This is a genomic window from Enterobacter cloacae complex sp. P1B (assembly GCF_014982345.1).
Classification (GTDB): Bacteria; Pseudomonadota; Gammaproteobacteria; order Enterobacterales; family Enterobacteriaceae; genus Enterobacter; species Enterobacter bugandensis.
Map to the genome: position 1 here is coordinate 128071 of NZ_JADCLF010000014.1, position 13082 is coordinate 141152.

The following is a 13082-nucleotide window of genomic DNA, read 5'->3' on the forward strand; positions in this document are numbered from 1 at the left end:
CAAACGCCGGGTTTTTTATTATCAGAAGTATTTCCGCAAATACTCTGTCAGACAGAGAATCGCCATCGCCTGGCCATACGGCATCGACGTCAGCGGGATCTGGCGATAAAACTCAAGATCGCTGCCCATGCCCGTACCGAACGATGTTTGCAGCAACTCCCCTTCCGGCGAGATATTTTTCACGATGCCGCGAATCGCTTTTTCAGCAACGTCAGCATATTCAGGCTCAACATAGCGCTTCCGCACCGCTTTCAGGATCCCGTAGGCAAACCCTGCCGTGGCGGATGCCTCCAGGTACGAGTTCGGATCGTCCAGCAACGTATGCCACAACCCGCTTTCGTCCTGACATTTTGCCAGCGCGGCAACCTGCGCCTTCAGCACCTGCACCAGGTAACGGCGCACGGCGTTGTTTTCCGGCAGATCCACCAGTTCGAGGAAGTCGGGGATCACGATGGTGAGCCAGCTGTTGCCGCGCGCCCAGCGGGCCCGGGCAAAGTTATGATTGCCGTCGTAGCTCCAGCCGTGGAACCACAGCCCCGTCTCCCGGTCCATCAGGTTCTGCACGTGGAGCAGGAACTGATAGATCGCCTCCTCTACGTACTCCGGCTTATTCAGCAGCCTGCCGATTTTCGCCAGCGGCAGCACCGTCATCATCAGCGTGTCGTCCCACATCTGTTGATGATTCTCTTCCGCCAGCGTGATGTGCTGCATGCCCCCATGTTCGGTGCGTGGCATCTCATTCATCGCCCACTCCGCCCAGCTTTCCAGCCACGGCAGCCAGGCCGGGTTTTTGCTCTCTTCGTAGCGATAGGCCAGCGTCAGAAACGGCGACATCGTATTGACGTTTTTGGTGGTGGCGCCTTCCGCAAAGCGGTCGGCAAACCAGCTGTCGATAATGTTGCGCATCCCTTCGTCACCGGTCTGGCAGTAGTACTGCCAGATGCCATACAGGCCGACGCCGTGCGTCCACTCCCATCCGGCCCAGCCTTTGGTGTCGATCACGCGCCCGTCGTCCAGCCGCAGCAAAAATTCACCCGTTTTGTCGTGGATATTGACCAGGTTGTGCGTCACTTTTTGAATCAGCGATTTCAGCTCGTCCCGGGCGATAAAGCGCTCTGGCTGACGCAATAGCGGGCTATGTTTGACAGGCCAAACTTTCATCATCTTAACCTCTGTTGTATGTCGAATTGAGTACCGCGCGATCCTTCAGCGAAGATGCCGCTGGCTTATTGCGATTCAGATAACCGATGTTGTTATTGCCCCACAGTGACTCATAAGGCATACCGGCCAGCATCTCGACGGTGGCGCGGGCGTGTGGCGTCGCTGACTCCGGCATCGCATGACCACACTCACGCATTTTCGCGGTCTCCTCACGCAGCGTGCTGTGGGTCTGCAAATTAAGCCTGAAGCGCAGGGAAACGAGGAAACCGCAGAACAGCACCAGGATGGTGCCCACGCTCAGGATCAGCAGAATGGTGTGGCTCACTTCCGCAGGCTGTACCTTCTGACCGCTGACAAAGCCGGACATTTGCATCACGATGCCCACCAGCATCACCGCACCGGCCTGTGACGCTTTACGGGTCAGGGTCATGATGCCGGCGAAAATCCCTTCCCGGCGCTGGCCGGTGATCGCTTCATCCACGTCAGCAATGTAGGTATAGGTATTCCATGGCACGTAGTTAATACCGCCGCGACCCAGCCCAGCCACCGCAGAGATCAGCAACAGCAGAGCGTAGACGTCGCTCAGACCGGCGTAATAGAGCATGGCGTAAGAGAGAGACGCCAGGCCAAACAGCACCACCACCATGCGGTAGGACGGCGCAGGTCCGAAGCGAATACACAGCGGGATCATCCCGATCACGGCGAGGAACTGGAAGATAGCCATCGTGCCCAGCAGGTTGGACGCCATTGACGCTTCCTGCATCAGCACAAACACCACGTAGTAGGTGAAGACTGCGTTAAATACGTCCTGTGCGATGTAGCCGCCGAGGTACATGCCAAGATGCTGGCGGAAAATCTTGATGCGCAGCGTAGAGCTTAATTCGACAAACAGACGATTGATGCTTTGCCCCAGCGTCAGTTTCTTCTTCTCTTCTTCGGCACGCAGCGCCGCTTCAGACCACTCCTCACGCGGGCGCTCCCAGGTAAAGAACCAGACAAAGGTCAGCATCAGGGCGCACAGCACGGAGAAAACCAGGCTTGCGTAAAAGAATGAGATGGCGTTGTCTTTACCGAAGTGGGTGAGCAGGATCCCCGGCAGGAAGGAGGCCAGAATCGCTGACATCTGCGCCATAGAAATACGCGCCCCGGAGAACTTGGTTTTCTGTTTGAAGTCGTCGGTCATTTCCGGCACCAGCGTCTCGTAAGGCACCAGAATCATGGTGTAGACAATATCAAACACCAGATAGGTCAGCAGGTAGTACCAGAAATTCATGTCCCCTACCCACATCAACGAGTAGCTGAACACGCACGGAATGCCCAGCAGGATAAAGAACTTACGGCGACCAAAGCGCTTTCCAGCCCAGGTCGTACCGAAGTTATCCGTCAAAAAGCCCATTAACGGGCTGACAACAGCATCCAGCACCCTCGCAGCGGCAAAGATGAAGGTTGCTTCAATCGGTGTGAGTCCACAGAAGGTAGTATAAAAATACAAAAGCCAGGCCGCCGTCAGGGCGGTCGTACCGGCCCCGAGAAAATCGCCTGCCCCGTAAGCAAGATAATTTGCGAGTCCAATTTTACGTGTTTTCATTGCCGTCAACCCTAAGCAAATTTGGGAGACTCCCTGCAAGTAAGGCTCATCGGGGAGTTTTTACACGGCTACAGTAAATGCAACGACGTCCTGATACCTTTCTGTTTCTGCCATCACGGGCAGGGTAAATGGCAAAAATGCAAAGAGTCGCGTCACGCGTGTCACTAATTTATAAAACAGCGTTTCTTTTGCATCAAAAGGTGAGGTCAATTTTGCGAGACAGCCATCAGAATTGACTGATGGCTGGTAAAAAAGGCAGGCAGCTAGCGGTAGTTGACGATAACAGAATTGCTCTGCACCTTCAGTGCCGGGATCAAACGTCCTCCGCCCGGCACTTCCCAGATAAAACGTAAAGGTTCAATGGCCGGCACGCCGTTGAACGCCTGCGTTGTGCCATTTTCGCCGTCGATTTCCGTGCAGCGGGTCTGTGAGCAGAGGCGCACCCGCAGTCCGGCTGGCGTTGGGCCAATCAGCCTGTAGTTCCACACCACCATCCCCATCTGACCAGAAACCGTTTCAGAGGGCGACAGCGGATTAGAAGACATGGCGACACCCCGGTTGCTGAGGGTCACGCCCATGCTGCTTGCCTGCCAGGTCCCTTCCCCGGCGGCCTGAGCCGCCAGTGGGAAGAGCAAAATCCATAGCCATTTCATTATTTTCCTCCAATCGTTGCCGTCATGCGGATATGGCGGTTATCCGACAGCTCCAGATTCGACAGCACAACAAGCTGATTCAGGCTGCGGCGCAGGAAGCGCGACAGCAGCGGACGCAGCGCGTGGTTGACCAGCAGCACCGGCGGCGCGCCCAGCATCTCCTGACGCGCCAGCGCCTCCTGAGTTTGCTCCAGCAGGCGATCCGCCAGGCCAGGCTCGAGGCCGCCGCCGCCCTGCAGGGCCTGCAGCAGCAGGCGTTCAAGCGGCGTATCGAGGCCAATCACCTGGACTTCGCCGGTCCCCGGGAACCACTGCTGGGTGATCGCACGCCCCAGCGCCACGCGCACCACCGCCGTCAGCTCGTGCGGATCGCTCTGCAGCGGCGCATGCTCGGCAAGGGTTTCCAGAATGGTACGCATATCGCGGATCGGCACTTTTTCCTCAAGCAGGTTTTGCAGCACCTTGTGCAGCGTAGTTAACGTCAGCACGCCCGGCACCAGGTCTTCCGTCAGCTTCGGCATCTCTTGCGTCACGCGATCGAGAAGCTGCTGCGCTTCCTGACGGCCAAACAGCTCTGCCGAGAATTGCCCAATCAGGTGATTAAGGTGGGTTGCCACCACGGTACTGGCTTCGACAACCGTATAACCCTGAATTTGCGCCTGCTCTTTCAGCGCGCTTTCAATCCAGATTGCCGCCAGGCCAAAGGCCGGATCGACGGTCTGCTCGCCCGGCAGCGTGCCTGCTGCAGTGCCAGGGTTAATCGCCAGCCAGCGTCCCGGGTAAGCATCGCCGCTGCCAATTTCAACACCCTTCATCAGAATACGATAGCGCGCAGGCGGCAGGTCCATATTGTCCTTGATATGCACCACCGGCGGCAGGAAGCCCATGTCCTGGGCGAATTTTTTACGGATGCTGCGGATGCGGCCGAGCAGCTCGCCATCCTGCTGGAAATCCACCATCGGGATCAGGCGATACCCCACTTCCATTCCCAGGGAATCTTCCAGTTGAACGTCGTTCCAGGTCGCTTCTACGGCCTGGGTGTTCTCCGGCATTTTCACCGGAACCGGATCCACAGCGGGCCTGGTCTCACGACCACGCATCCACCAGGCCAGCCCCAGCAGCCCCGCCGTAAACAGCAGGAACACGAGGTTTGGCATCCCCGGCACCAGGCCGAGCAGCCCGAGCACTGCAGCCGCCAGCAGCATCACGCGCGGGTTACTGAAGAGCTGGCCCACCATCTGCTCGCCAACATCCTGATCGGTACTGACGCGGGTCACGATAACGCCTGCCGCAGTGGAGATAACCAGCGCCGGGATCTGTGCGACCAGACCGTCACCAATGGTCAGCAGCGTATAGCTTTCCGCCGCGTGGCCCATGTCCATCCCGTGCTGCAGTACCCCCACCAGCAGGCCGCCGACCACGTTAATCACCATGATCAGGATGCCCGCGATGGCATCCCCGCGCACAAACTTACTTGCACCGTCCATGGAGCCGTAGAAGTCCGCTTCCTGGGTCACTTCCGCGCGGCGCTTTTTCGCTTCATCTTCGGCGATAAGCCCGGCGTTCAGATCTGCGTCGATCGCCATCTGCTTGCCCGGCATCCCGTCCAGCACAAAACGCGCGCCCACTTCCGCGATACGCCCGGCACCCTTGGTGATAACCATAAAGTTGATGATCACGAGGATAACGAACACCACGATACCGATAGCGAAGTTCCCGCCCACCAGGAAGTGGCCGAAGGCCTCGACCACCTTACCCGCCGCTGCTGCGCCGGTGTGGCCCTCCATCAGGATGATACGCGTGGAGGCCACGTTCAGCGCCAGCCGCAGCAAGGTGGTAAACAGCAGAATGGTCGGGAACGCGGCGAACTCCAGCGTGCGCTGGGTGAACATCGCCACCAGCAGCACCATAATGGACAGCGCAATATTGAAGGTGAAAAGCAGATCGAGGATGAACGCCGGGAGCGGCAGTACCATCATCGACAGAATTAACAGGATAAGGATCGGCCCGGCGAGGATCTGCCATTGGGTCGATTTCAGGTTGCCGGGCAGGCGCAACATTGCCACCAGATTAGCCATCAGTGTCCTTCTCGTTCATAAAATCCAGCGCGGCAGGCACCGGAAGGTTCTCAGGTTTGACAGGCCGTTGACCGCCGGCCAGACGCCAGCGCTTCAACTGCCATACCCAGGCCAGCACTTCCGCCACCGCGGCGTAGAGCTGACCAGGGATCTGTTGTCCGATATCCGCGTGGCGGTAAAGGGCTCGCGCCAGCGGAGGCGCTTCCAGGATCGGCACGCGGTTTTCGGTACCAATTTCCCTGATACGCAATGCAATCAGCCCCGCCCCTTTTGCCACCACTTTCGGCGCGCTCATTTTGTTTTCGTCATAGCGCAGCGCCACGGAATAGTGCGTCGGGTTGGTAACGATGACGTCCGCCTTCGGCACATCTTCCATCATGCGGCGACGGGCAGCGGCACGCTGCATCTGCCGGATGCGCCCCTTCACGTGCGGGTCACCTTCCATCTGCTTATATTCGTCGCGGATGTCCTGACGTGACATTCGCAGTTTCTTGAAGTGAGAATAGAGCTGGAAGATAACGTCAAAACCCACCATCGGAATAATGCTGAGCACCACCAGCAGCGCGCAAAGCCCAACCAGGTTCAGCGCATTGCTCATCGCGGTGAGGGGCGACTCGCTGATAAGGCGCATCATTTCGGGCCAGTGGTACCAGAGGAAAAACCCTGCAGAACTGCCCATCAGCACCGATTTGAGAATAGCCTTGAGCAGCTCGGCCCCGGTCTGCGCCGAGAACATTTTCGCAATGCCCGGCAGCGGGTTCAGTTTTGAAAATTTGGGTTGCAGCGATTTTCCGCTAAAGACCAGCCCGCCCAGCATCACCGGGGAGACCAGCGCCACCAGCACCACGCCGGTAATCAGGGGCAGTAGCGCAACCAGGGCCCCTTTTATCAGCTGAATAATCTGGCTGAGGATCAGATTCGGGTCGTTGACCATGCTGTGGTCAAAACGTAAGCCGGTGGAGAGCATCCCCGCCAGCTTGCGGGCGAGCGACTCCCCACCCCACCAGATAATGCACACGCCTACGATAAGGATCAGCAGGGAGGTTAATTCTCGGGATCGGGGGATCTGCCCTTCCTCACGCGCCTTTTCTAGTCGGTGGGGTGTGGGGGCTTCCGTTTTGTCGTCGTTCTCTTCTGCCACAGTGCATGCTCAGCCCATTACGTCACGGGTATCATGCCAGCGCAGCGGAAATCCAATGGCGGGAAAAGCCCGTTTATTCGGGCTCTTTTCGGTGATTTTGTCGTAAACCGCCTCAGGCGGCGTAACCCCCCTGAGGCGGAATGGACAATCAGAAGCCGAGGCTGTCCAGCAGGTCGTCCACCTGATCCTGGCTTGCCACGACGCCCGCCTTGCTGGCGTCGAGCTGTGGGCCATTGAGCAGGCTTTCGTTCTCGCGTTTTGGACGGGCAGCCGGTTCCGGGATGTTCTCCAGCAGCACCATCAGCAGCTGGCGCTCAATCTCCTGAATCACATCCATCATGCGCTTGATGACCTGACCGGTCAGATCCTGGAAATCCTGCGCCATCATGATGTCCAGCAGCTGGGCGTTGGTGAAGCTGGTGTGGCCCGGTACATCCCCCAGGAACTGACGGGTGTCGGTCACCAGCTCGCGGGCATCCGCCAGCTCGATGGGGTTCTCAAACCACTCATCCCAGCGTTGGGTCAGGGCTTTCGCGCCCTTTTCCATCGCATCCTGATGCGGCTGTGAGGCTTCAACGCTGTTCAGCGCGCGTTCAGCTGCCTGAGCGGTCATCTGCACAACGTAGTCCAGACGGTCGCGGGCGTCCGGGATCGCTTCCGCCGCTTCGGCAATGGCCTGATCCAGCCCCAGTTCACGCAGGCTGTCACGCAGCATGCGCGTCAGGCTGCCGATGCGGACGATGATGTCGCTCGGCGAGTGTTCTTCAACGGGTTTCATTGCAGGTTGCATCATCACCAACACCTCACATGCCGAGTTTCTCGAAGATCTTACCGAGCTTCTCTTCCAGGGTCGCTGCGGTGAATGGCTTCACCACGTAGCCGCTTGCGCCCGCCTGTGCAGCGGCAATGATGTTCTCTTTTTTCGCTTCTGCAGTGACCATCAGCACCGGCATAGACGCCATGCCCGCGTCCGCACGAATGGTTTTCAGTAGCTCCAGACCGTCCATGTTCGGCATGTTCCAGTCGGAGATGACAAAACCAAACCCGCCAGCCTGCAGTTTGTTCAGCGCATCCACGCCGTCTTCTGCTTCTTCAACGTTGTTGAAGCCCAGCTCTTTCAGCAGGTTGCGCACAATGCGACGCATGGTGGAAAAGTCATCCACAACCAAAAACTTAAGCTCTTTATCCGCCATAAAATAATACTCCTGAGTCAAATACGTATTGCCTGTCCGGCACTGATTTTCGCCAGCATCTGCTGGCTTACCTGGCTAAGATCGACCACTTCGCTCACGCCACCCATATTGATGGCCTCGCGCGGCATGCCGAACACCACACAACTTGCTTCATTCTGCGCAATCGTCCAGGCGCCAGCCTGGTGCATTGCAAGCATTCCGGCGGCACCGTCGTTGCCCATCCCCGTCAGGATCACCCCAACGGCGTTGCGCCCCGCATGTTTCGCCACCGAATGAAACAGCACATCCACCGACGGACGGTGCCGGTTAACCGGCGGTCCGTCATGAATTTTGATTTGATAGTTAGCGCCGCTGCGCGCCAGCTCCATATGCTTGTCCCCCGGTGCGATATACGCATGTCCCGGCAGCACGCGCTCGCCGTCTTCTGCCTCTTTCACGCTGATCTGGCACAGCTTGTTCAGGCGTTCGGCGAAGGAGCGGGTAAAGCCAGGCGGCATATGCTGCGTGATCAGAATACCCGGACTTGAAAGCGGCAATGGCTGGAGTACATGGCGAATTGCCTCTGTTCCTCCGGTTGACGCCCCAATAACCAGCAGTTTTTCCGAGCTGAGTAACGGTCCGGCCTTCAGGGTTGCCGGCGCGGCCATCGGCTTGTGGGCCGCGAGCTTCGCGCGCGAGGCGGTGCGAATTTTCTCGGCGATCATCTCGCTGTACGCCAGCATCCCCTCGCGAATGCCGAGCTGCGGTTTGGTGACAAAATCCACCGCCCCAAGCTCCAGCGCGCGCAGAGTAATTTCCGATCCTTTCCCGGTCAGGGAGGAGACCATCACCACCGGCATGGGACGCAGGCGCATCAATTTCTCAAGGAAATCTATGCCATCCATGCGCGGCATCTCGACATCCAGCGTTAGCACGTCGGGGTTATATTTTTTAATTAAATCCCGCGCTACCAGCGGATCCGGTGCAGTGGCCACCATCTCCATATCGCTGTGGCTATTGATGATTTCAGTCATGATCTGACGCATCAGCGCTGAATCATCGACAGACAATACCCTGATTTTACTCATGCTTTTTCCTTACTCAGCGCATATACCGTTTGCCCACGCAGGCTAAACTCACGCGCGAGGTTGCTGAAGTTTTCCGAATGCCCGGCAAACAGTAAACCGTCAGGCTTGAGCAACGGAACAAACCGACGCAGAATGTCCTGTTGCGTCGTTTTATCAAAATAGATCATGACGTTACGGCAAAAAATGGCGTCGAAAGGCCCCGGCACGTTGTACTGCTTATCGAGCAGGTTAACGGGCGCGAATTCGACGCAGTTCGCCAGCTCCTGGCGTACGCGAACCAGGCCTTCATGCGGGCCCGTGCCGCGCATGAAGTAACGCTGCAGCTGCTGCGGCGACAGCGTTTTCAGCTCGTCCTGGCGATACACGCCGTTGCGCGCTTTCTCCAGCACTTCGGTATCGATATCGCTGGCGTAGACCTTCCAGCGTCCCGGCGCCATGCCCAGCGTATCGGCAAGGGTGATCGCCAGCGAGTACGGCTCTTCGCCCGTTGAGGCGGCCGCACTCCATACGCGATACTCCCCGGTGCGACGGCGCGCGTGCTCGGCCAGAACCGGAAAGTGGTGGGCTTCACGGAAAAAGGCCGTCAGGTTGGTCGTGAGTGAGTTAATAAAAGCCTGCCACTCCGCGCTGTTCTGGTTCGCTTCGAGCATGCTCAGATAGCGGCCAAAATCATCCAGCCCCAGCGTACGCAAGCGCCGCACCAGTCGGTTGTAGACCATGTCCCGCTTATGATCCGCAAGCACGATCCCCGCACGCTGGTAGATTAACTGACATATCCGACGAAAATGCGCGTCGGACAGCGCGAGGCGCTGTGTCATCTGCAACAATAATGACGTTTGCCCAGGGGGCATTGGTGATGTCATAGCGCCTTCTTAATTACATTCAGGATACAACTGGCACGGCCTGCGACCGCCCGACTTCTGTTACTGCTTCAACGTGCTCTTTCACATTAAATACCGCGACCAGCCCGGTGAGACGATCCGCCTGGCTGGCCAGCTGATCGGTTGCCGCTGCCGCTTCCTCAACTAACGAGGCATTCTGTTGCGTCACCTGATCCATCTGGCTGACGGCCTGAGCCACCTGCTCTATCCCGCGACGCTGTTCGTCCGACGCCGAGGCAATTTCGCCCATGATGTCGTTAACCCGCGTCACGGAGGTGACGATCTCGTGCATGGTATGCGCCGCCGTATCCACCAGGGCAGACCCCTGCTGGACGCGAGAGACCGACTCTTCAATGAGGGACTTAATCTCTTTCGCCGCGTTGGCGCTGCGGCTCGCCAGGTTTCGCACTTCACCTGCCACCACCGCAAACCCACGTCCCTGCTCGCCGGCGCGCGCCGCTTCCACGGCGGCGTTCAGCGCCAGGATGTTGGTCTGAAACGCAATACCGTCAATCACGCTGATGATGTCGCCGATCTTCTGCGAGCTGGCGGCAATCTCCTGCATGGTGCTGGCCACGTGAGAGGCCTGATCGCCCCCTCTCTTCGCCGTCAGCGCCGCCTGTTTTGACAGGTCAGACGCCTGGCGCGCGTTATCGGCGTTCTGGCTTACCGTCGCGGTCAGCTGTTCCATACTGGCCGCCGTCTGCGCCAGCGACGCCGCCTGCTGCTCGGTGCGGGACGAGAGATCGTTATTCCCCGCCGCAATCTCTGAGATCCCCGTATGCATGGCGTAACTGCCCTGACGCACGTCGGATACCGTTTCCCGTAGCGACCCCTGCATGGCCTTCAGGCTGGCAAAGATCGCCGAAATTTCGTTTTTGCCAAACACCGCCACCGGACGCGCCAGATCCCCCTTCGCAATACTGTCGAAGTGGCTGCTGATAATCGCCAGCGGCTGCACAATCATTCTGCGCGCCCAGAGCAGCGCCCCGCCGGTCAGCAGCCCCGCCAGAATCACAACGACGGCAAAGATAACGCCGGACATGTGATAGCTGGTGCGGCTTGCTTCACCGGCGCGCAGAACAGACTGATTGATATCCTGCTGCCATGCGTCAAAGCTGCCGTCAAACGCCGCCTGAGACGCCTGGACCGGAGCGGTGATGAAGTCCGAAAGCTGGTTGTTCTCAAGCCAGGTCGCCTGGTGGTCCAGATCGCTGTACCACTGCTCAAAGTTCTTTTTCATAGCCGCCTTCAGCGCTTTCTCTTTCTCGCCGTCGGCCGCCTGCGCCGTGAAGGCCTTAAACTGTGCGTCTGCCTGCTTCAGGCTGTCGCGCGCCGTTGCCATCAGCGCCTTAATGTCATCCGGCGGATAGCTGAGCGCGGTTAAGGTTCCTGCCTTGTTCAGCGCAGTGCTTGCCTGCAACAGCACGGCACGCGTTTGTGCCAGTGCGGAGCGCTGCTGATTACTCGCCTCAACGTCCTGCAAATTCTGATAGCCATCGCGAAACGCCCAAAAAGACAACCCGTTACTGCCAACCTGCAACACACCGCAAAGGATCAGAATCAAAAACAGTGTGGTCGAGATACGAATACGATTTAACATCCACGCTCCCATCAAGCGGCAAGCAGCCGCGGTTTAATTGTCAGTCAAAATGTTTCCCAGTTTTCATCTTGTCCGGTCGTTGCAGCACGCGTGCGGGTGACCGCCGTGTCGGCGGCTGGCGCGCGGTACGTAGCTTGCGCAGTGACCGTATTTCCAGCGAGTGAAGCGAGACGAAACGCCGAGACGGCCATCTTCAGACGGCTCGCCTGGTCTTCCAGCGCAGCGGCCGCCGCAGCGGACTCCTGCACCAGGGCGGCGTTTTGCTGTGTCACGCGGTCCATTTCCGATACCGCCAGGGCAACCTGGTCGATACCACGACTCTGCTCATCGGACGCAGAGGCGATTTCCCCCATGATGTCCGTCACGCGGGTAACGGCATTCACGATGTCATTCATGGTCTCCCCGGCACTCTCCACCAGCACGGAGCCGGTATCCACGCGGGAGACGGAGTCTTCAATCAGGGATTTAATCTCTTTTGCCGCGTTGGCGCTGCGGCTGGCAAGGTTGCGCACTTCCCCGGCCACCACCGCAAACCCGCGCCCCTGCTCGCCCGCGCGCGCCGCTTCCACGGCGGCGTTGAGCGCGAGGATGTTGGTCTGGAAGGCAATGCCGTCGATGACGCTGATGATGTCGGCGATTTTCTTCGAGCTGTCGGCGATTTCGTGCATGGTTTTCACCACGCCATCCACCACGCGACCGCCGCGCTGCGCGGTTTCGGAGGCGCTTTCCGCCAGCTGAGACGCCTGGCGGGCGTTATCGGCGTTCTGCTTCACGGTTGCGGTGAGCTGCTCCATGCTGGCGGCCGTCTCTTCCAGCGCCGACGCCTGCTGCTCGGTACGAGATGAGAGATCGTTATTCCCCATCGCGATTTCGCTGGTGCCGGTATAGATCGCCTCGGATCCGTTACGCACGTTGGCGACGGTCTCGATCAATGAACGCTGCATGTGGTCGACGCTGTTGGCCAGCTCGGTGATCTCGTTACGTCCGGAAACGGTCAGCGTTTTGGTCAGATCGCCAGAGGCAATCTCGCGAATATGGGCAATCACGCGGCCGAGAGGGTTCAGCAGGATGTGGCGAATGCCGTACCACACAGCGAACAGCACAATGACCAGCGCCAGGGCCAATACCGCCATCTGCCATTTCGCAAAGCGGTAGTCATTCTGGCTTTCAGTAAAGGCCGAGTGATACAGATCGCCGCTGGCCTTCTCGTATTCCCCCAGCGCCGCGCCGAGTGCGTTTTGCATCCCCTGCGTCGGCTGTGCGAAGTAGGCATCCATGTTGCCGCTCTCCAGGAACTGGATCAGCTCCGTCAGCCCGGCATAGTAGGCGCTGTATTTTTCATCAATGTTCTGGCTCACCTGCGCCATAGCAGGCTGCGGTGCGATTTGCCTGAAGGCGGCGTAGTGTTTAGCCGCGTCGGCCAGCGTAGCCCGGGCATTTTTTAGCAGATCGGTTTTCGCGCTGCTCTGCTGATTGTTCGGATCCATCATCATGCGCGCGGACGAGCGGCTCAGGTTGATGCGCGTTTGCAGCATCAGATCCCACGTCGACGTGAGCTCACTCTGCTGCAGGCGGAGATCGTTCGAGGCGGCGAAGCTGTCCTGGTTCTGTTTTAACGACGAGAAAAAAAGCCCGCCGGAGATAAGCTGAAGTAGTGCGAAAATGACCAGCACCATCATTAGCATTGTGACAACGCGGATACGGTTCAACATACAAC

The 13082-nt window shown here is 58.5% G+C and carries 11 protein-coding genes; all 11 read right to left on the minus strand.

The window, feature by feature from the left end; genetic code table 11:
* Positions 1–21: 21 nt before the first annotated feature.
* The 11 genes from INF77_RS17775 to tar all read right to left on the minus strand — a co-directional run bounded on the left by INF77_RS17775 (position 22) and on the right by tar (position 13077).
* Positions 22–1161: a glycoside hydrolase family 105 protein gene (locus tag INF77_RS17775; protein ID WP_041911995.1), complete on the minus strand. Its 1140-nt coding sequence runs from the start codon at positions 1159–1161 to the stop codon at positions 22–24.
* A 4-nt stretch (positions 1162–1165) separates the two neighbouring features.
* A complete protein-coding gene (locus tag INF77_RS17780) occupies positions 1166–2749 on the minus strand; it encodes an MFS transporter (protein ID WP_063437713.1) in 1584 nt (527 codons plus the stop codon).
* A gap of 263 nt (positions 2750–3012) precedes the next feature.
* Positions 3013–3405, minus strand: coding sequence for a flagellar protein FlhE (locus INF77_RS17785; protein WP_028013640.1), 393 nt, complete (start codon positions 3403–3405; stop codon positions 3013–3015).
* Positions 3402–5480, minus strand: a complete 2079-nt coding sequence (gene flhA, locus INF77_RS17790) for a flagellar biosynthesis protein FlhA (RefSeq protein WP_193532509.1) — start codon at positions 5478–5480, stop codon at positions 3402–3404. The genes INF77_RS17785 and flhA overlap by 4 nt, the downstream gene beginning before the upstream one ends.
* Positions 5473–6621 (minus strand): flagellar biosynthesis protein FlhB, encoded by a 1149-nt coding sequence (gene flhB / locus INF77_RS17795; protein ID WP_193532510.1) that lies wholly within the window; start codon positions 6619–6621, stop codon positions 5473–5475. The genes flhA and flhB overlap by 8 nt, the downstream gene beginning before the upstream one ends.
* 148 nt (positions 6622–6769) lie before the next feature.
* Positions 6770–7414, minus strand: a complete 645-nt coding sequence (gene cheZ, locus INF77_RS17800) for a protein phosphatase CheZ (protein ID WP_028013643.1) — start codon at positions 7412–7414, stop codon at positions 6770–6772.
* Positions 7415–7424: 10 nt separating this feature from the next.
* Positions 7425–7814: a chemotaxis response regulator CheY gene (cheY, locus tag INF77_RS17805; RefSeq protein WP_008500431.1), complete on the minus strand. Its 390-nt coding sequence runs from the start codon at positions 7812–7814 to the stop codon at positions 7425–7427.
* A 17-nt stretch (positions 7815–7831) separates the two neighbouring features.
* Positions 7832–8881: a chemotaxis response regulator protein-glutamate methylesterase gene (locus INF77_RS17810; RefSeq protein ID WP_014884341.1), complete on the minus strand. Its 1050-nt coding sequence runs from the start codon at positions 8879–8881 to the stop codon at positions 7832–7834.
* A complete protein-coding gene (gene cheR, locus INF77_RS17815) occupies positions 8878–9744 on the minus strand; it encodes a protein-glutamate O-methyltransferase CheR (protein ID WP_014884342.1) in 867 nt (288 codons plus the stop codon). The genes INF77_RS17810 and cheR overlap by 4 nt, the downstream gene beginning before the upstream one ends.
* 19 nt (positions 9745–9763) lie before the next feature.
* A complete protein-coding gene (gene tap, locus INF77_RS17820; RefSeq protein ID WP_193532511.1) occupies positions 9764–11365 on the minus strand; it encodes a methyl-accepting chemotaxis protein IV in 1602 nt (533 codons plus the stop codon).
* Between the two features lie 44 nt (positions 11366–11409).
* Positions 11410–13077, minus strand: a complete 1668-nt coding sequence (gene tar / locus INF77_RS17825; protein WP_193532512.1) for a methyl-accepting chemotaxis protein II — start codon at positions 13075–13077, stop codon at positions 11410–11412.
* Between the last annotated feature and the right edge of the window lie 5 nt (positions 13078–13082).